This is a genomic window from Okeania sp. (assembly GCF_035285525.1).
In the GTDB taxonomy this organism is placed as follows: Bacteria; Cyanobacteriota; Cyanobacteriia; order Cyanobacteriales; family Microcoleaceae; genus Trichodesmium.
Genome location: NZ_JAYKGW010000058.1, coordinates 1 through 19906 on the forward strand (window position 1 = coordinate 1; position 19906 = coordinate 19906).

Annotated in this window: 14 protein-coding genes and 2 pseudogenes; 5 read left to right on the forward strand and 11 right to left on the reverse strand. The window is 35.6% G+C overall.

From position 1 onward, the window contains the following. Nucleotides 1–211: 211 nt before the first annotated feature. Entirely contained in the window at nt 212–1132 is a 921-nt protein-coding gene (gene argF, locus VKJ25_RS05955) for an ornithine carbamoyltransferase (RefSeq protein ID WP_324235709.1), read from the reverse strand. Nucleotides 1133–1706: 574 nt separating this feature from the next. Continuing rightward, nucleotides 1707–2711, reverse strand: coding sequence for a tRNA dihydrouridine synthase DusB (gene dusB, locus VKJ25_RS05960; RefSeq protein WP_324235710.1), 1005 nt, complete (start codon nt 2709–2711; stop codon nt 1707–1709). Nucleotides 2712–3317: 606 nt separating this feature from the next. Here dusB and VKJ25_RS05965 point away from each other — a divergent pair. Continuing rightward, nucleotides 3318–4286, forward strand: a complete 969-nt coding sequence (locus tag VKJ25_RS05965) for a hypothetical protein (protein ID WP_324235711.1) — start codon at nt 3318–3320, stop codon at nt 4284–4286. A 399-nt stretch (nt 4287–4685) separates the two neighbouring features. Here the strand turns inward: VKJ25_RS05965 and VKJ25_RS05970 are convergent, their stop codons facing one another. Then, a complete protein-coding gene (locus tag VKJ25_RS05970; protein ID WP_324235712.1) occupies nt 4686–5063 on the reverse strand; it encodes a hypothetical protein in 378 nt (125 codons plus the stop codon). A gap of 331 nt (nt 5064–5394) precedes the next feature. Here VKJ25_RS05970 and VKJ25_RS05975 point away from each other — a divergent pair, with 331 nt between their 5' ends. Both VKJ25_RS05975 and VKJ25_RS05980 read left to right on the forward strand, forming a co-directional pair. Beyond that, the gene (locus VKJ25_RS05975; protein WP_324235713.1) at nt 5395–6354 is read left to right on the forward strand and encodes a M48 family metallopeptidase; all 960 of its coding nucleotides are present in this window, start codon (nt 5395–5397) and stop codon (nt 6352–6354) included. A 730-nt stretch (nt 6355–7084) separates the two neighbouring features. Then, nucleotides 7085–7510: a DUF4359 domain-containing protein gene (locus tag VKJ25_RS05980; RefSeq protein WP_324235714.1), complete on the forward strand. Its 426-nt coding sequence runs from the start codon at nt 7085–7087 to the stop codon at nt 7508–7510. Nucleotides 7511–8187: 677 nt separating this feature from the next. On the opposite strand, the gene VKJ25_RS05985 is transcribed toward VKJ25_RS05980, so the two are convergent. Together VKJ25_RS05985 and queF are read right to left on the reverse strand one after the other, a co-directional pair. Further along, nucleotides 8188–8811, reverse strand: coding sequence for a PEP-CTERM sorting domain-containing protein (locus VKJ25_RS05985; protein ID WP_324235715.1), 624 nt, complete (start codon nt 8809–8811; stop codon nt 8188–8190). Between the two features lie 381 nt (nt 8812–9192). After that, nucleotides 9193–9618, reverse strand: coding sequence for a preQ(1) synthase (gene queF / locus VKJ25_RS05990; protein ID WP_324235716.1), 426 nt, complete (start codon nt 9616–9618; stop codon nt 9193–9195). 372 nt (nt 9619–9990) lie between these two features. Between queF and VKJ25_RS05995 the strand changes: the two genes are divergently transcribed. Continuing rightward, the gene (locus VKJ25_RS05995) at nt 9991–10578 is read left to right on the forward strand and encodes a hypothetical protein (protein ID WP_324235717.1); all 588 of its coding nucleotides are present in this window, start codon (nt 9991–9993) and stop codon (nt 10576–10578) included. Nucleotides 10579–11146: 568 nt separating this feature from the next. Here the strand turns inward: VKJ25_RS05995 and speD are convergent. The 6 genes and pseudogenes from speD to VKJ25_RS06025 all read right to left on the reverse strand — a co-directional run bounded on the left by speD (nt 11147) and on the right by VKJ25_RS06025 (nt 17755). Further along, nucleotides 11147–11563, reverse strand: a complete 417-nt coding sequence (gene speD, locus VKJ25_RS06000; RefSeq protein WP_324235718.1) for an adenosylmethionine decarboxylase — start codon at nt 11561–11563, stop codon at nt 11147–11149. Nucleotides 11564–11998: 435 nt separating this feature from the next. Next, a complete protein-coding gene (locus VKJ25_RS06005) occupies nt 11999–13054 on the reverse strand; it encodes a pentapeptide repeat-containing protein (protein WP_324235719.1) in 1056 nt (351 codons plus the stop codon). 1051 nt (nt 13055–14105) lie between these two features. Next, a complete protein-coding gene (gene hrcA / locus VKJ25_RS06010; protein ID WP_483143734.1) occupies nt 14106–15224 on the reverse strand; it encodes a heat-inducible transcriptional repressor HrcA in 1119 nt (372 codons plus the stop codon). A 567-nt stretch (nt 15225–15791) separates the two neighbouring features. Beyond that, entirely contained in the window at nt 15792–16127 is a 336-nt protein-coding gene (locus tag VKJ25_RS06015) for a rhodanese-like domain-containing protein (RefSeq protein ID WP_324235720.1), read from the reverse strand. Between the two features lie 124 nt (nt 16128–16251). Beyond that, entirely contained in the window at nt 16252–17199 is a 948-nt protein-coding gene (locus VKJ25_RS06020) for a glycosyltransferase family 2 protein (RefSeq protein ID WP_324235721.1), read from the reverse strand. Nucleotides 17200–17455: 256 nt separating this feature from the next. Next, nucleotides 17456–17755, reverse strand: a pseudogene (locus VKJ25_RS06025) (TRADD-N-associated membrane domain-containing protein). 397 nt (nt 17756–18152) lie between these two features. Between VKJ25_RS06025 and VKJ25_RS06030 the strand changes: the two are divergent. Further along, a pseudogene (locus tag VKJ25_RS06030) lies at nt 18153–19373 on the forward strand (AAA-like domain-containing protein). Nucleotides 19374–19906: the final 533 nt, after the last annotated feature.

Genomic DNA, 19906 nt, shown 5'->3' on the forward strand with positions numbered 1-19906 from the left:
TGTCTCCCTTGTCTCCCTTGTCTCCCTTGTCTCCCTTGTCTCCCTTGTCTCCCTTGTCTCCCTTGTCTCCCTTGTCTCCCTTGTCTCCCTTGTCTCCCTTGTCTCCCTTGTCTCCCTTGTCTTCATAGAGTCTTGGTGCGTTAGCGTAGCGTAACGCACCCTACTGGACTGTTCCCTGTTCCCTGTTCCCTAGCGCGTAGCGCTATAAACCTTAATCGCTACCTAAAAGACTAACCAATAATGCTTTCTGAGCGTGCATTCTATTTTCTGCTTGTTGCCAAACTCGTGATCGCTCTCCTTCTATCACTCCATCTGTAATTTCTTCATCTCGATGTGCTGGTAAACAATGTAAAACTATCACATCATCTGCTGCACTCTCCACCAACTTTTCATTAACTTGATAAGGTTGAAAAATAGGGATTCGACTATTAGCTTCCTCCTCTTGTCCCATACTTGCCCAAACATCAGTATAAAGCACTTGAGCATCCTTAACTGCTACCTGGGAATCTTCAGTAACTATAACTTCACTTTTACCATTAGCAATAGTCTTTGCTTGTTCTACAATTTCTGGATTTGGCAGATAATTTGCTGGACTTGCTATCCTAACATTCATTCCTGCCATAGCACAACCCAATAGTAAAGAATTTGCCATATTATTACCATCACCAAAATAACTTAAAGTTATTCCATCCAACTTCCCAAAACATTCTTGAACTGTTAATAAATCAGCCAATACTTGACAAGGATGTTCCCTATCTGTCAAAGCATTAATAACAGGAATTTTAGCATAATTAGCAAAAGTTTCTAAATCTTTTTGTTCAAAAGTCCGAATCGCCAAAATATCCAAGTATTGGTCTAAAACTCTAGCAGTATCTATCAAAGGTTCCCCCCGACTAACCTGAGTAACATTAGGATTCAAATCAATAACTTGACCTCCCAATTGATACATAGCGACAGTAAAACTTACCCTAGTTCTGGTTGAAGCTTTAGAAAATAATAACCCCAATACTTTATTACATTTGAGATTTATTTTACCAGATTTGAGTTGAGATGCTAATTCTAAAAGTTCTTTTAATTCATCAGAATTTAAGTCTGCTAAACTTAATAAATCTCGTCCTTTTAATTTATCCATAATTTACTAATTTACTACTAATTTTATAAACACAAGACTTACGCAGGTGAACCCAGAAACCCGGTACGAGCGTAGATGTCTATTGCTCAAAACAACGATTTATCCTAGAAACCGGGTTTCGCATGCGTAAGTCCTAAAACAATAAGATTTGATGAGAAATTACACAAAGAAACCGGTTTTTTCAGATAAATTGTTTCTTTGTAGTCAACATCTAAGAAAAAACCCGTTTTTGGGTTGGTCTGCATAAGTCCTGTCAATCTGAAATTCGCTTTGGAGAATAAAATATTATCATAAGTGGGGAAAGAAACCGGGTTTTTCAGATAAATTGTTTCTTTGTAGTCAACATCTAAGAAAAAACCCGGTTTCTGGGTTGGTCTGCGTAAGTCATGTAAATATTAACCTTCTACCTTCTTCCTACTCCCTACTGCATTGTTTCACCTTAACTTAAATGGTGCAATAACTGTAGGTTACAAAAACGTTTCTTCCCTACTCCCCTACTCCCCTACTCCCCTACTCCCTAATGCACCATTTTAGATGAAACAGTCCACTACTCCCTACTCCCTACTCCCTAATCCTATAAATTCTCAATCACCTGATCGATCAAATCACAACCTTCCGCCACAGTTTCCACCCTTGCCAACTTACCCCGCAACTCACCCGCACCCCCAAAACCCTTAGAATACCAAGTCAAATGCTTACGAGCTTGACGAATTCCCCGATCGCCTTTATACTCCCACAATGCCTGTAAATGGTCCTTAGCACATTCCAGTTTTTCTATTGCAGTGGGCGCTACCTTTTCCACACCATTTTTCAAGAAATAATCAATTTCTCCCACCAAAAAAGGATAACCCAAAGTACCACGGGAACACATTACCCCGTCCGCTCCAGTTTCCTCCAAACAACGTATGGCAGCATCCACAGAAAAAATATCTCCATTAGCAATAACTGGAATAGAAAGTATTTCCTTAACTTTAGTAATCCATTCCCATCTTGCCGGGCCATTATATCCTTGGGCACGAGTCCGCCCATGTAAAGTTAACATTTGGGCACCAGCATCTTCCATTCTTTTTGCAAATTCCAGGATATTAATTTCTTGATTACTCCAACCAATTCTAGTTTTTACAGTAACAGGAACCGGTACAGCTTTTACCACTTTACTAACAATTTCTCCTGCTAATTCTGGTTGTCTTAATAAAGAAGAACCCCCACCATTTTTAGTGATTTTATTAACAGGACAACCCATATTAATATCAACAGTATCAGCACCTTCTTTAACAGCCATTTCTGCTGCCTCTGCCAAAAAATCTGGACGACAATCAAATAATTGAATACTTATTGGTCGTTCATTATTATCAACCTCCATTATTTGAGGTAATTCTTTCACATAATGTAAACCGGTAGCATTTACCATTTCAGTGTACATCATTGACTCTGGAGCATGACGACGAACTAGGCGACGAAATACTAAATCTGTTACTCCTGATAATGGTGATTGAAGGACGCGACTTTTTACTTCAAAATTGCCAATTTTGAGTGGAGTAGTTAATTTTTTCTTTAGTTCAGGAGATAAAGTAGTCATATAAATTATTAGTTAACATTTATTAATTATTAACTATATCATGTTCACTAGCATTGTGTGTTTATCAAACTAAATCAAAACCAGTAAGAAATAATAAGTTTTGGAATAGCGATCGCTATTTCTCAAAAACAATTAAATCCTGATTTTTCTCTTAACTTTCTGTCGAACGTAACAGTTTCGTTACAACCTGTCTGACGAGCTATTGCTCCTATTAAAAAATAGAATCGGAGAAATCTGCACTTCCTTTTTTTGTTCGTTCTATGGCTTGATAAATAAGAGAAGGGCTTTCCAAGTCTAAGACTGAACTTTGTCACATTATTTCTAGGCTATTGATACCATCTTGTTCTGATTCTGGAAGTTGGGCTAGGGCGGCGATCACTTCTTCATTATCCCTATTGCGACCAATACAAACCTTACCTTTTCAATCCATTTTTTCCTAAGAAGTTATCCCTGTATTTTCCATATCCAAACAGTAATCTTTGCTACCACTTTCTGTTATTGATTTATATTAATTTTTTTTACATTGATTCAATTTCGAGTTAATTTAATGTTATATATTCTCTAGTTGTAAACTTTTATGTAGTTACTATATTTTAGAACATTATCATGGAATTTTTTCAGAAAGTAATATCTGTGCTAGCTTTCTTATCCATAGGTTTTTCTTTAACAGAAGTCTACCTAACAGTCAACCAAATCTGGAAGCGAAAACATGAGCGTGTAGTTGTAGAAAGTATATCTGTTACTGCACAATTAGTTTCTTTAATGCCAGGATTTATCTTTGCCCTTAATTATTTTTTCAATGGAGAATATATAGGCTTGATAGACACTACATTATTTGCTGGTTTAGCAGTTTTTTATATTCTTGTAGGAATGTCATTATGGGTACCAGGAGAAAGAAAAAAAGGTTTCTGGACTTTAATTAAAGAAACCCTTAAATTTGAAAGAAAAGAAGCTGGAGATTTAGCTAAGTCCTTTTTAAAACCTTCAGGAGCTAAAAAAAACATCAATATTTTAAGCCAAGTAGCTATGATTGATGAAGTAATTGACCCCAGAGAAAAAGAATTTATTCAATCATTTGCTGACCATTGGGGTATTAAGTTTTCCTGGGAAAATTTAACTATAAATAAACAGGTAAATAGTGCCGTAAATCTGATAAATTTACGTCAGGATGTCGCTGATTATTTAGTAACTTCTCCACCTCAAAAGCAAGTATCAGAACTAAAAGATATTATTGATGCTCTAGTGAACATTGATCAAGAAGTTTCAGAACAAGAAAAGTTAATTATGGGAGAATTAGATGGCTTACTTTCTGAATTTATTAGTCAAGAACCAAATGCTGCTAGATATCATGTAGTAGTAGTACCACAAAACGAACGACAAATTCAAGTAGTAACCACTTCACTACCAGAATTAAGCAAATATCAAGTAGGAGAAGGATTTGCTTATCATAGTAGTCCCTTTTATTCCAAAGAATATGCAGATGTAATCTCTGATGGTTATCGCAGTCTTAATCTTTTGAGCATCGTGACTTTAACTCTTCCTGCTCAAATAAATCCTGTAGTTTCTGATTCCTAAGTAATCAAATTAATTTTTAGAGACTTGAGACAGTTTTAAGATTTAAGAGGTGTATCATATCTTTGCAAAAATACTTTTTTCCTCCATACCTAATTCTCTGTTCCCTAAAAGGGATAAGTTTTTGGCTTTCTTCAAAATTGAGATTTACCGCGAAACTGAATACACCGACAATTATGGGAATTTACTGTTCCTAAATAAAAACTATCTTCCTCAGGACTTACGCAAGAGTTCTCAAGAATAATACTTCATTTAAAAGAACTTTAGCACAATTACCAAAAACATTATTAGGTAAACAATTTAGTCTCGAAATCAAATCAACTTCATCCGATAGATGCACCACTAAATTGATTAATAGGTAATTAATAATTAAAGATAGTTTTTATGATCCGCTATCCATTATCAACTATCATTTGGAGCAGAATAACAAACAAAATTAGACAACGACATCCACGACTTTTGACTAGAATCATAACACTGCCAACTCTCATTTTCATCCAAATAACAAACTAAAATCCTCTCATTATTAGAATCAGAAAAATGGTCTGCAAAACATAAAAAAGGATAAGTTTTACGACTTAATCTTTTGGCAACAGCCACATTAGGGCATTCTATTACAAACACAGTTTCTCCATGTAAAAAAGTCAGAGAAAAAATGCACTTCCGGAGAATAGCCCTCAGCCAACTTTCTGTATGATCAAAATATCTATCAATCAGTTGATTAGTCAAATCTTTTTCTACAGAACGATCCAATGAATCGTAATTTTTTAGATAATCCATATTCAACTTTGAACCTCAAATTGCAATTTCTTGGTTTTATCTGTCAATATAATAAATATAAACGTAAGCATTTCCTGCGGAATGCTGCACAAACAGCTATTGGCAGCTAACAGCAATAAGAACCTGTGGTTAGACACGGGGTTTAAATGAGTATAGCTTTAGAGCTAACTTTTGTAGAAAGATTTTTCTAGCTCGGTTAAATATTGTTTTTATCACTCGCTAAAAGCACTCTTATGATAGCTGATAGCTGAGGGCTGAATGCTTACATATAAACCTTATAAATACCAGAATCAAAACTGGTTTATTCTAACTCAATTATCAAATTTTAATCATGCCTACCTATACCGGAATTTCTAGTGAAGCTTTTCGTCATCCCCTAGATAGTCAAGCTGAAGATGCTCTCCGTAGAGTACCTGGATTTGACTTAGTTGCCCGTAAATTCGTAGAATTTGTTTATGAACGCCCCCAATATGTTTATTTAATGGGTAATGGAATTAAAGTTGGGCCTCGTCAATATGCCAGTATTTATCAGATATTTAGAGGATGTGTCAGAGACTTAGATATATTACCTGAACCCGCCTTATTTGTTTCTCAAAATCCTCAAGTAAATAGCTATTCCTTAGGTAAAGATCAGCCTTTAATTGTCATAAATACAGGGCTTTTAGACTTATTAAATGAAGCAGAATTAAAAACTGTATTAGCTCACGAATTAGGACATATTAAGTGTGGCCATCCAATTTTAAACCTGATGGCCATTTGGGCTATGGGTGTGGCTTCAGCCATTGGGGAAGTCACATTTGGTTTGGGCAATCTAGTCAGTAGTGGATTAATTTTTGCTTTCTATGAGTGGCGACGTAAAGCTGAATTATCGGCAGATCGGGCAGCTCTGTTAGTCATGGATGACTTGAATATAGTTATGGAAACTATGATGAAGGTAGCTGGAGTGAGCAGTAAGTATGCTAATGAGTGTAGTTTACAAGAATTTATTCGTCAGTCCGATGATTATCAAGACTTAGACCAAGATGGCCTGAATCAAGTGTATAAATTCTTGCTTTATAATGGTGGTCAGGGTATGATGTTGAGTCATCCTTTTCCTGTGGAACGACTGCGGTATCTACAACATTGGGCAAATTCTGCGGAATATCAGCAAATTCATTCTGGTAACTATAAACGTGCTAGTGCGGAGGGTGCTGTTGAGGTGGAAGTAGAGTCTCCAAATAATGAAGCAGATACTTTGCGTCGTGAAATTGAGCAGTTAAGAGAGGAAATTAATCGAATTAAGTCAAAATAAGGAGTAGGGAGTAGGGAGTAGGGAGTAGGGAGTAGGGAGGAGTCCAATAGTGAACTTTTTCATCTTCAATGTTGGAATTGCAAATTGGTCTGAGATTGCTTCACTATTGTTCGCAATGACAATTATAATGCACTATTTTAGGTGAAACAGTCCATTAGATTTTCTCCCTTATCTCCCTTGTCTCCCTTGTCCTACTTGTCTCCCTTGTCTCCCTTGTCTCCCTTATCTTCCTTGTCTCCCTTATCTTCCTTGTCCTCCTTGTCTACCTTGTTTTTCTTATTTTCTGTTCCCAGTCCAGTAGTTGGGTTGAGGAACGAAACCCAACAACAATCTTTCTCTCCTACTACCTGACTCCTTAATCTACCATTTTCAGATGAAACAGTCCATTAGATTTTCTCCCTTGTCTCCCTTGTCTCCCTTGTCCTACTTGTCTCCCTTGTCTCCCTTGTCCTACTTGTCTCCCTTATCTCCCTTGTCCTACTTGTCTCCCTTGTCTCCCTTGTCTTCCTTGTCCTCCTTGTCTTCCTTCTTTTTCTTCTTTTCTGTTCCCACCTTCTGTGTTCCCTATTCCCTCAAACCTAAATTTTTGTCCGGAAATTAGACTCTATTAATATGTAATTAAAAATATAAAGACTGTAAAAATATATTCATCTTTTCTTTCATAAGTAAAGAAAACCAACTTATTATTTTCTCTATTCAAACTATACAAAATAATCAGGAATTTCTAACTATGTCACAAGATAAAAAATCTAGCAGTTATAACAAAGCACCTTTATATTGGGGTTTGAGCAAAGTAGGAATAATTTTTCTCACAGTAGGAGCTACAGTAATGGGATTTACTAATCCTCCTAGAGACGAATATGTTAATTATGCTTCTAATAAATTGGCAACTGAAATTAAAGAATCTGTTTGTAAAGAATCTAACGTACCAGAGGTTTTGAATAACTTGACAGGTGATTTACTTAAAAGTTGTGAAAAGCTAATCAAAAGTCAAAGAACTAATATTAAAGAAATAATGGATAATGCCACCAAACGTCAGAATTTAATATTATTTAGTCTTTATACAACTGAATTTACTGGTAAGAGATATCAGACTATTGGTGCAGTTGGTAATTTTCTAACTTTTCCACCACAGAAAATTGATAAAAATGAATAAAAACAGGACTTACCCAGATGAACCCAGAAACCCGGTACGAGCCTAGAATTAATTCTATTACTTAAAACAACGATTTATCCTAGAAACCGGGTTCCTCCCGTGTAAGTCCTCAAAAATTATAGCAGGGAACACAGAAGGTGGGAACACAGAAGGTGGGAACAGTTGGAAAAGTGTTTCCTAGTATAAGATTCATTATCAGTTCATGTCCTACAGCGCTTTTCGCTCTTGATGAACCACATCGCCATAATCAAAACCTTGTAGGGACGTTGCATGCAACGTCCCTACTGTGGTCTACCGACATGAAAACTGCTGTAATCGCCTTGTCGGATATATTAATTAAGTAGCCTTTGTAGGGATATTCTTTGGAACATCCCTACATTATTTTTTAGATTCTATAGGACTTACGCAAAATCAGGTATTTCCGTCATTGCTCGCGAGGTGCGTTTCGCTCCGCGACATGAATGGATCGCAGTCCGTCAGGATAGCAATCTCAAACCTTCAAATTTCGTTCCTCATGCGTAAGTTCTGTTCTAAATATTTTCAATAAAGAAAAAGATCGTCAGCTAACCTTGGTAAGTTATTACTTCAAAAGCTAATAGCTGAGTGCTTATGTATCTTGATGTAAGTCCTGAGTAAGCTATTCTGCTCTCAGGTTGTTTGTTCTTATTCTCAGTTTTCTATTTTTGCCTGCGCATCAATGTAGAAACAGCACCAGCAGCACCAACTGTGAGTAGACCAAATGTTGCAGCAGGTTCAGGTGTGGATACAGGTATAAGAGCGAGAGACAAAACATCTGTCTGCTCTACCTGTTCTTCAGTAAAGCTCAAAGAGAAACTGCCACCCATACCTGCCAAAATTGGAGATAGAAACTCAAACTCTAGTTCATTATTAGAATCATTAGTATTATCGCCAACTAAAAGTGAAAAACTTGAATTTCCATCAGTGCTTGTAGATACAAGTTTACCGTCAATGTTATTGAGCTGATCGTTGAACAGATCCAGAGCTGAAATATTAAAATTTGAACCAGTAAAATCATTAAAAATTAGGGGAGAAGGTAGGGAAACTGAATTTCCTTCCAGAGTAAAATTGTTGATAACCAGTTGCTCTAATTCTTGGTCATTAAGCATATCATCATCAAAAGCATTATCAACTATATCTAAAAAACCTGAGAATGAATTATTGCCTACTTCAATATCCAATCCAAAAGTTAACGCTTGAACCAAGTTAGCTTTTATACCAACCAGACTAATAGCAGTAGTACAGATAGCAACAGCAGAGAATTTTTGCAACTGTGAAATCATAAATTATGAAATCCTTTTTATCCGAATGTCCAAACACATTATAGCAAACTCCTACTAAATAATGTCTAATCACATCTCCACCAAAAGAGGGAACACTTAACTGGGAAGAGGAAATAGGGGGGAGTAATTGATGATTTATGGATAATAATTGATTATCGGACCTAAATCATCATCTATTCTTTCCCTCTACTCCCTACTCCCTACTCCCTACTCCCCCTTTTCTGGCTCTTTTCTGGAAATGTTTATTAGTCAGGACTTACGCAAAGAAACCCGGTTGCTACGAGAAATCCTTGTTTTGAACAGTAAGAATCTAGGCTCGTACCGGGTTTCTGGGTTCCCGTGGCTTTAGTCTTGTTAGTTTTATGGCATTTTCTTTCTTCTTTAACTTGCTTTATAATGTTCAACTTCTACAGTAGTATGAACATTTCCCCGTGGAAAAAAATCACCTTGAATTTTTACTTCTAAAGGATCGCAAGCTGCCACAAAATCATCTAAAATTTGATTCACTGATTCTTCATGGGAAATGTAGCGATCGCGATAACTATTGATATACAGTTTTATCGCTTTCAACTCTACTACTCGTTCATTGGGAACATATTTTATGTTGATTGTGGCAAAATCTGGATAACCAGAAAAAGGACATTTACAAGTAAATTCTGGTAAACTTATATTTATTTCATAACGTCGTCCGATACGAGGATTAGGAAAAGTAATTAACTCTCCCTCCAATATATTTCTTTCCCCATATTTAAGTTCTGGCGTATTTGTATCTTGAGATACTGCACCAGTATTTTCATAATTATTCATATAAAATATATCCAAATAATAAAAAATAAAATAGACTTCTTTCCTTTAGAATCAGAAGTCTTTTTGAAGTCAGAAGTTAAATTTGAGCTTTGTTATTTTGATAAAATATTCAATAATTGTAACTTGACGAATTTCTATTTTATTGCTCTAATTGGACTAATTATCCCATCCGGAGCCAAGATAGGAACATTAAAAAATTCTCAAACTGTCTCAAACATTACTTCTGATTTGCCTATAGTACCATATCAATAAAGTGGACATCTTGTTCACCCAAAAATCTGAGGAACAGCCAAGATATCCATTCCCAAAAACTATTAAAATTATCTCGCATCTCTGCAACGTCCATCAAGTTAGTATTAATGTAGTAACATAATGCAAAATATTAATATATCTGGTCAAAATAAGCCCAATTCAAAAAATAACTATTCTCCATCTGTACCGATTTCTGTATACAGAGAAGCTACTGCTGAACTAGAAGCAACTCAACTCAAGTTAGAATCTCTCAAAGTCCATAACGAACAGCTAACCCAGCAAAATCAAAAACTGAGAATAGAAATTGAAAAAGTGGTTAATTCTGCAATGCAGTTACAAGAAGCTCTAAATACCGCCCAGTCAGCAGCTCATCAAATAGCCCCCCCACAAATAACTTCTTTTCCTAATTCCCAATCTAACTTTAATACAGTTAATTCTAATTATTTAAGCTCTAGCTTTAAAGTAGATTCTCCTGAAATATCATCATCCTCTCCTTCTCTACCATTTACCGAACCTCAACCAACAGAGCCAGATTTTCCAGAACATCTATTTACAGAAGAACCAGATCAAAATCGCTACAATAGATTTTCTAGTTCTACACAACTATCTAACTTAAATGGAATTTGGTTAGTAGTTGCTGTTTTTCTAATTGTAATTGCCGCATTTGGTGCTGGTTATTTGGTAGTCCGACCAATTTTCCAGCGATAGATAAAACTTAATTTAGCTTGACTAAATACATCAAAAGTGATATTAAGAACAAACTAACTCATAATATATAGTTGAAAAGTTAAATGTCATAGAAATAACAAAGGAAGGCTTAATCTTGCTACGTTGAATTTCGGCAACAGCTAAAGCCAATAAGATTGATTATATTGATATGTGCAACATTTAACCTTCCTCAACCTACTCAACATTGAGCAAACTTCAGATAATTATAGGAGTCGAAGCACAGATTAGGATAGGGCTAGCTGATTAAATCTAAAAGGATTAACAGACAAAGCTTAAAGGCTTTTTCTAGTCACAAAAAGTGTGAAAAAACTACTAAATTAACCTGGAAAACTCTGGATTTTTTCTCACAAGACTTGGAAAAATTTAGAAAAATTAACGACTGTAACTATTGCCTATTGCCTACCTTCACCAACATACTTTTTCAGCCAGCCCTAAGATATTTATAAAAAATGCTCGAACCAGGTTAGGAACTACTTCTGAGTTCTAAATTTTGTACTTCGTCAGGCCAACAACTTCTCTATCTAACTTGCGTGTAGAGCCATAATGCCTACTTCAACTCGACTGGCGCTAAACTTTTACTACTGTAATTCAGTGTAGCAGTATCTTGAACTCCCATCTCAGGATCAAAACCGCGCTTAATCTCTGTCAATTTTATTTGTTTAGCTTGGAGAGCGGTTTCTAGGATTTCTATAGCCTTGTGTGGGTTGCCATGGCCACAGAAAAATAAGTCAGCAGCAAAATAACCTAACTCAGGCCATGTGTGGATGGCGATATGAGATTCTGCTAATGTTGCCGTTGCCGTCACCCCATGAGGGCTAAACTGATGAACACATAAATCTATGAGGGTTGCTCCTCCTGCTGAAATTGCATTCATTAGAGAGCGACGTATGCGTTCTGGGTCGTTGAGTAGCTCTGCGGGAGATTGCCAAGCATCAACTACTAGATGGGTTCCCAATTGTTTCATTCTGCGCGGTTATACCTCCACCCGATAAAGTATCCTTATTGTACCAATATATCACAAATCACAAAAATTTTTAATTTGTTAATAATTAGGTAGTTAGGAATTATATCAAATCTAGACCTTTTTAAACCTTTTTGACCTAAAAACTGACACTTTTTCCAGACTTAAAGTTCCTAAAAGCTTTGTCTGTCAATACTTTTAGGTTGATTCAGCCCGCCATACTTATGGTTTGCTGAATAAATAATCTCAAAGTATTGATCAATAAAGGTTTCAGTCTTTGTAGAATCCGAAAAAGTGCAAGTTTTGAGGCTGATCAAGTTCAGGTATCTAAGCATTTTAGGTTAACTAGGACAAAAAATTAAGGAACTATTTTTTCAACTACTTCTTCTTTAACTTTCCGCTTCTCCTTACTCTTAACTACTCTCTACTCTCTACTCTCTACTTATGACTTGAACCATTGGGCATAATTGCTTCTTGGAGACAAACATCTTGAAGGCTAGAAAAATTTAAACTTGATCCTATCAAATTAGCACGGCACAAACAAGCTTCTTGTAAAATCGCACCTTTGAGAGAGACTAACAATAAACCCGCACCACAAAGATTAGCTTTTTGTAAGTTAGTCCCCCGTAGATCGGCTTCCAATAAGTTTGCACCTGAAAGATTTGCTGCTTTCAAGTTAGCTCCTCGCAAGTTAGTTTTACTTAAGTCCGCGGCCCGTAAGTCTGCCTGGTGTAGAATCACACCATCCAGATTTGCCCCACTTAAATTTGCCCCACTTAAATTAACCTCACTCAAATTAGCCCCACTCAAATTGGCATTACTGAGGTTGGCACCCTGCAAGTCTGCTCCAGTTAAGTCTGAAGCACAAAGGTTAGCTTCTACCAGTGTTGCTTCTGTTAAATCTGCCTCGATTAGTTCTGCACCACTAAGATTACCTTGTTGTAGATAAGCTCGAATTAAACTTGCCTGATTTAGTATAGTGCCATTTAGGTCTACTTGACTCATTATTGCCCGGTTCAGAGTTGCCTGTGTTAAATCGGTACCACAGAGAATACTATGACTGAGAGTCGCTCCTGTTAGATTGGCTTTTGTTAATTTGGAGGAATTTAGTAAACAAGTTCCGACCATACTTGTGCCAATGAGAATGGCTCTGGTTAAATCAGCTTCTGAGAAAATGGCCCCACTGAGAATAGCCCCACTTAAATCAGCTTCTATAAGTGTGGTTTTAGTCAAACTAGCAGCACTTAAATTAGCTTCAATTAAATTAGTTTGAGACATATTAGCATGACTAAAATCTACATTATTTAAGTTGGCTCCAATTAGTTTAGTTTTAGCTAAGTAGGAATTTCTGAAACTAGCATTACTTAAATTACTACGATTGAGGTTGGCTTCACCTAAATTAACTTCTATTAGGTTTACTCCCTGAAAATTTCTTTCTCCTTTGGAGTGTCTAACTAATAATTCATTCGCGCTTAAAAGCTCACTGACATTCATAAAATAAATCTGTTAGTTTATCTGAATTTGTGTTGATATGTTTAGGGTTTCCGTATGGAAAGTCTTTTGGCTCTTGGTAGGGAGTAGGGAGTAGGAAATAGGGAGTAAACCCACCCCTAACCCCTCCGATGGAGGGGAAGTCAAAAGGAATAGGAGTTATAAAGGAATTAGTTGTCAGAATTGTCTCTCAATTTTTCTGCCAAGTATCAGGCTTTTGTGCTAACTTTTTTAACCTTTTTAACCTCAAAGCTGGTACTTTTGACCTACCTAAAAATCTTAAAGCTTTTACCTATCAAAACTTTGATATTTCCAGCCCGCTTGCCCTATTTAATTTCCTCAGAACTGGAAAAAAAATTAAGTTCTCAGGATTTTTTGGCGACTCAAACTTTCAAAATAAATTTATGTTTTGTTAATGCTAAACAAGGCTGATCGGCGCAGCCCTAATCAGGGATGTCCTAGATTACTTATGTCAGTAATGATAAGTTTTAGGTGAGAAAAATTCTTACCTAAATGAATAATTATCAGTTGTTGTATTTACCAAATTAAAGGATGATTATGGTATTTCCTTGCAGTCTAGAGACCCTTATGTGGCTGCGATGGGGGTCTGTTCAGCTAGTGTCACCTCCCTGATAATTAATGGGAGGACTAGATTGCAAGTTGTTATTTAGCTGCACAATCATAAGGCTACTAGGTTCGTCTGAAGTTGAACCTTGAATATCTGATGTTTTTATACTGCATTTATTGCCTATATTTACTTGATTCATCAGTGCCTAATTTTTGTTATAATTGGCTGCTATGTGATACAGATCATAACTAATAATTGATGATTAGACAAATTTTGGTTCGACCAATGAGTTGAAAGTAAGCTTCAGACATTTCTAAAAATAGTCTGTAAAATATACTGTTTGTTTTTATTGAAAAATATTTTTGTAAATTTTTTAATGATCAGGACTTACACAAAACAACCCAAAAAACCAGGTTTATTGCCTTGATTATTGTTATTCAAGCCATGAAATTTCCTATGATAACTAGGCTTCTGCTTAAGTCCTGATTAATTAATTCCTATTGTTTCCGAAAGAAAATCGGCAGTAGACTTAACTAATGCGATCGCATTTTCATACACCATTCGAGTTGGCCCTAAGACTCCCACACTACCCAAAGGAATTTTTCCATTTCCATAAGTTGCAGAAACCAAAGCACAACCTTGAATAGTTTCCAAAGGATTTTCTGAACCAATTCTAACTTTCACCTGCCGATCTGTTTTTTTGGCAGCTCCTCCAAATATTAAAGGCCAAAGTTCATCTTGTTTTTCTTCCAGCAGTTGAATAATAGTTTGGACCTGTTCAAGTTGAGAAAATTCTGGTAAACGTAGTGCTTCTGCCATACCACTAATCAAAATTTTAGTATAATCTGGTGTCTGACAACGAAGGGTTAAATTTTCCAACAGATTTTTGATTAATTCAGCATATTTCTCAAACTCCCTATCTAGCTCACTCCAGTCTAATAAAGATAATTCTCCGATGGCTCGCCCCTTTAGTTGACTATTCAAAAAATTTGATAATATTTGTAGCTCTCCATCAATATCTTCTAAATAGGGGACTACCAAATTATCCTCTAAATTTGTGCGATCGCACATCTGATTTATTGTCCTCAAATCCATAATCAGTGACTGAGTTTCATAAGTATTTGTCACTACAATTAACATAATTTTTTCTGCCTCCACCTGTACGAGTTGTAGATGTCGTAACTTGGCCGTGGAAGTTTGAGGCATTGTCACCAAAGAAATATAACCACTGAGAGTCGCTAAAATTTGAGCGGCTCCTTGAAGTACGGCCTCTAGGCGACCTTCTGGCCAATTTAGTTGTTTTTGTAAAAGTTCTTCAACTTCAAAAGACAGATTTTCTGAAGGTTTAATTAATTGATCGACATATATGCGGTAGCCTGAGTCTGATGGAACTCTTCCAGCCGAAGTGTGAGGTTGATACAAAAGTCCACTTTTCTCTAAAAAGCTCATCCCATTGCGGATAGTCGCTGGACTAACACTGAGATTATACTCTTCTACTTCTAGAAGGGATTTGGAGCCAACTGGCTCTGCCGTCGCAATATAGTGGCGAACTGTTGCCCAGAGAATATGTTGATGGCGATTATTAAGCTTCACTTGCACTGACATGGGTGTAGGATAAGAATATCGGTAAGCTACCAGAAAATATAGTGCTACGAGCAAGTCAAAAGTCAAAAGTCAAAAGTCAAAAGTAATTTTTGACTGAGTTTGAGCATTTATAAATGTCTTGACCTTTGTTTCGACTGCTATAACAGAAAAATGATCTTAATAATTTAATCATAACATCAAGGTTATTTTTCTTAATATTATTTAGTGGTTTATTATGATATAATTTAGCCTGTTTTATTTAGGAACTATGTAGCAAAACGAACTTTCCTAATCATAATCTATATAAAGGGAACAGGGAACACAGAAGGTGGGAACAGCGGATCTGGGAACAGCGGATCTGGGAACAGTTAGAAAAGTGTTTCCGTGGTCTTTGATTGATCATCAGTCCATGTCCTAATCACCTTGTCGGTTGCTATAAGAGCTTACCTAGAAACCGAGTTTATATAAGCTATTTGGTATCTTTGCACGCGGTAGGGGTTTTTGACAAAAGTGACAATCCACCCCTAACCTATCCCAGGAGGGAAAATTAAACCGGTTTCTTGTTTTAGTGCCTAAGTTTTGCTATAGCTAATAGCGAGGTATACTTTGATCTACAACTAATGAGTAAGCATCTATACCACCAATAATATTTTTAACATTAGTAAAACCTTGACTCTTCAACCATTGGCACATTTGAGCAGAACGCATCCCATGGTGACACAAAACCAAGGTTTCTTGATCGGGGTCTAAATGAGTGTATATTTGTTCTGACCATTCACGAAACTGACTTAAAGGTAAAACTTTAAAACCTTTGATAAAAGCTATTTGGACTTCTTGGGGTTCCCGAACATCAACTAATTGTAAGTTTTCAGGAATACCATCTATTAGGCGACTTGCTAACTCTTGAACACTAATTTGAAGCATAGGTTGTTGAAAAAATTGTTGTGGTATTTTTAGCGCTAGGGAATAGAGAACACTTAACTGGGAACAGTGCAATGTAGGTTGGGTTTCGTTCCTCAACCCAACATTGACAAACAAGATACTTCTACTACAAAGATTTATTTCTCTCCCCAAAACCTACTGCTTCAGATAAAGTATAAAGGGGTCTACCTTTTACTTCTTCATAAATCCTACCAATATATTCTCCTAAAATTCCAATACTTACTAATTGTACTGCTCCTAAAAAGAAAATTGTCATCATAATAATTGCCAAACCTGTTAAAGGAGATTCTGGATAAAAAATCCGCCAATATAAAACTAAACAAGCCATCAATAAAGATACACAAGCAGCAAATAATCCTACATAAGTAGACAATCGTAAAGGTACTTTAGAAAAAGACACTAAACCATTAATAGCTAATGCTAAAGATTTGGCAAAAGTATATTGAATCTCTCCAGCAAAACGAGGTTCTCTTTCAAATTTTACTGCTGTTTGTCGGAACCCTATCCATGCTCTTAAACCCCGAATATAACGATTAGTTTCCGGCATTTTATTTAACAAATCTACCACAGATTTATCCATCAAACAAAAATCACCCGTATCAGTCGGAATTTCCACATCTGCTAAACTTCTTAAAACCCGATAATAAACAAAAGCCGGAAACTTTTTTAACCAACTTTCTTGATGTCTTTTTATCCGTTGAGCATAGACAACTTGATAACCTTGTCGCCACTTTTCAATTAAGCTAGGAATTAATTCTGGTGGGTCTTGTAAATCTCCATCTAAAACTACAATAACTTTACCTCTAGCAAAATTTAAACCAGCAGTAACAGCAATTTGATGTCCGAAGTTACGAGCAAAACTTAAATAGCAAACTCTAGAGTCTTTTTCACGGAATTCTCGGAATATTTGGAGAGAGCGATCGCGACTACCATCGTTAATCAAAATTAATTCTGCATCTCCATCCATGTTGTTCATTATTGTACTGATACGCCGATATAATTCGGGGAGATTTTTCTCTTCATTATATATAGGAATTACTAAAGAATATTTCATAAAAAAAGAAGGATTTTCAAGTATAGGGAAAAAAATTATATCAATAATAACACTTATGTAACAGCCACAAATTTCTCCTTTGTGAAAATTTTATATTTTTTGAATCATACATAATTACGACTTATACACCCAAAGGAAAAAACTGGTTGATTACCCTAATTGTTGTTAAATCGCAAAATTGAATTGCAGTAGGGGGGATAAATATTTACAACTGATAACTGATAACTAAAATTACTTACCCTACTTTTAGTTTATTTTAGTCTTCATCTAGAAATTCTGTGGCTATTGTATTAAGTCGTTCATTACTTTCTTGAGTGATTTTTAATAATCCAGCACTAACCATTTGTGATGCAAGTCCGCCTGCAGTTGTGGCTGTTCCTTCTGAAGTTTTTCCTGATCATAAAAGTCCAACTCCTGTTACGCTAATAATTGCACTAATTATAGTTAAAATTAGGGCAATATTAAAGCTTAATTTTGCTTGACGGAGGCGTTCTTGAATAACTATTTTTTCCATTGTGTCAGGGTTATGGTTTTGATTATTATTTAATTTAGCCATGACGAAAACTCCTCTGTTAATTCCTGGTTTTTTTCTACAATTTTATTAAAATATACTGATGATTGAGTTTCAGCTTGTTGATAAAAAATAATTTGTCGGACTTGTGACTGAGTTAATTGAAAATTTTTGGCTAATGACTTAGTAATGCTAAAATGTAGAGTCAGTATTTATAGACTTATCCGTAAGCATTCAGCAGTCAGCATTTAGCAGTCAGCTATTTATTTTAGTTTGAGATAAAAGCTTGGCTTTGTTGAGGTAAATTGAATCTTACTATCAAAGCCGACTTTATAGCTTATATTTATTTAAAGCTATTTTAAAGTTTTGATAAGATTTGCTGTTAGCTGACGGCTAATAGCTTTTTGCTTACACTTATTCAGCTTTTATTATAGTTAAAGTTATGTCTCCTAGATCCCTTAAAGTAGCACCAAAATATCTGGAAAAGGTTAAATTTGCTGTTAAACATAATAGTTTTCCTAGTCAAAAAGCTCTAGCTCTTGATTTAGGTATTGCTCGTTCAACTGTCTCTAATTTCCTTAATGGTAAACCTGTAGATTTCTTGAATTTTACCGAAATATGTGAGAAATTATGTATTGATTGGCAAGCGATCGCTCAAATACCAGAAAATGAACAAGAGGCAGAAAAAACTATTTATATTAAACGGCCACCTATTGAATCTATTGGTGATGAAACTATCTTAAAATCAGGTTCTTTAATTAGAATTCAAGCTCCTCAAAAAATGGGAAAAACTTTGCTAATTAATAGAGTTTTAGAACCAGCGAAAAGATATGATTACCAAACAGCATCTATTGATTTATTAGCTACTGATACTGCTAATTTTCAGGATTTAGATAAATTTTTGCAGTGGTTTTGTCGTGGTGTCAGTCGTGAATTAAAAGTGCCAAGAGAAACTTTGCATAAGTCTTGGGATGAGGGAGATGATAGTAAGACAAATTGCCACATTTATTTTGAAGAATTTTTATTACCAAAAATAACAGAAGCATTGGTTTTATCTATAGATAATATAGACTTAATTTTTTCACATCCAACTGCTCAGGATTTTTTGGGATTATTACGTTCCTGGCATGAAAAAGGTAAACAAAAACTTCTCTGGAAAAAGTTACGGTTAGTAGTAGTTCATTCCACATAAGTTTATATTCCTTTAGATATTAATCAATCTCCTTTTAATGTGGGTGATCTAATTGAATTAAAAGAATTTGCTCTGGAGCAAGTACGGCAACTTACTGAAATTTATAAATTAAATTGGCAAGCTGAAAAAGTGAATGAATTAACTGATTTAGTTGGAGGGCATCCTTTTTTATTAGATAAAGCTCTGTCTTATTTAAAAAATCATCAAGATTTAAGCTGATCAGAGTTACTAGAAACAGCACCAACTAATGCCGGAATTTATCGGAGTCATCTCCAAGAATTATTGTCAACTTTAAAACGTGATTCCGAACTAAAAGGAGCTTTTAAGAAAGTTGTTATAGCTACAGAACCTCTAAATATAGATTCCCTTTTTACTTATAAATTGTATAGTTTAGGATTAGTAAAATTAGTAGGTAATAATGTTGTTCCTAGATGTGAATTATATCGACAATATTTTAGCGATCGCTTGTAATAACTATTTTAATTTATAATAGTTAGGACTTACATATTAACGCTATTAGTAGTGCATTATTTCATCTAAAATGGTGTATGGGGTAGGGGCGGGTTTTATCAGAAATTTTCATGCTGACTCTAAGATTTACATAAACCCGCCCCTGGGACGTTGGCTTACATAATAAGGGGGCGGGTTTAGCTGACTTACTTATGAAAACTCGTTAACTCACTTGTTAAACCCGCCCCTACGTCTCCTGATTCCCTAATGCACATTTTTAGATGAAACGGTAATGACAATTTTCGATTTAATATAATTTGTGAGAAAAAACTGTAGGGGTTTGGTCTCCTTTCCCCAACTACCAAGGTATATGAAAGGAAGCAATCTTAGGGGTGCGCGGAGATTGCTTCGGGGGTAAGTATATTTTCCCACAAAAGTTACTTGTGCTAAACACCCCTCGCAATGAAAATTTTCCATTTATTAGTAAATAAAAAAGACTGTGCTTGTCCGCAGCGAGGCGGTAATATTAGACTCAAGTTTAATTAGTAAGAGTC

Bases quoted from the DNA above. Each gene is read 5' to 3' on its own strand.
- argF (WP_324235709.1), bottom strand. From the start codon at position 1,132: ATGGATAAATTAAAAGGACGAGATTTATTAAGTTTAGCAGACTTAAAT.
- dusB (WP_324235710.1), bottom strand. From the start codon at position 2,711: ATGACTACTTTATCTCCTGAACTAAAGAAAAAATTAACTACTCCACTC.
- VKJ25_RS05965 (WP_324235711.1), top strand. From the start codon at position 3,318: ATGGAATTTTTTCAGAAAGTAATATCTGTGCTAGCTTTCTTATCCATA.
- VKJ25_RS05970 (WP_324235712.1), bottom strand. From the start codon at position 5,063: ATGGATTATCTAAAAAATTACGATTCATTGGATCGTTCTGTAGAAAAA.
- VKJ25_RS05975 (WP_324235713.1), top strand. From the start codon at position 5,395: ATGCCTACCTATACCGGAATTTCTAGTGAAGCTTTTCGTCATCCCCTA.
- VKJ25_RS05980 (WP_324235714.1), top strand. From the start codon at position 7,085: ATGTCACAAGATAAAAAATCTAGCAGTTATAACAAAGCACCTTTATAT.
- VKJ25_RS05985 (WP_324235715.1), bottom strand. From the start codon at position 8,811: ATGATTTCACAGTTGCAAAAATTCTCTGCTGTTGCTATCTGTACTACT.
- queF (WP_324235716.1), bottom strand. From the start codon at position 9,618: ATGAATAATTATGAAAATACTGGTGCAGTATCTCAAGATACAAATACG.
- VKJ25_RS05995 (WP_324235717.1), top strand. From the start codon at position 9,991: ATGCAAAATATTAATATATCTGGTCAAAATAAGCCCAATTCAAAAAAT.
- speD (WP_324235718.1), bottom strand. From the start codon at position 11,563: ATGAAACAATTGGGAACCCATCTAGTAGTTGATGCTTGGCAATCTCCC.
- VKJ25_RS06005 (WP_324235719.1), bottom strand. From the start codon at position 13,054: ATGAATGTCAGTGAGCTTTTAAGCGCGAATGAATTATTAGTTAGACAC.
- hrcA (WP_483143734.1), bottom strand. From the start codon at position 15,224: ATGTCAGTGCAAGTGAAGCTTAATAATCGCCATCAACATATTCTCTGG.
- VKJ25_RS06015 (WP_324235720.1), bottom strand. From the start codon at position 16,127: ATGCTTCAAATTAGTGTTCAAGAGTTAGCAAGTCGCCTAATAGATGGT.
- VKJ25_RS06020 (WP_324235721.1), bottom strand. From the start codon at position 17,199: ATGAAATATTCTTTAGTAATTCCTATATATAATGAAGAGAAAAATCTC.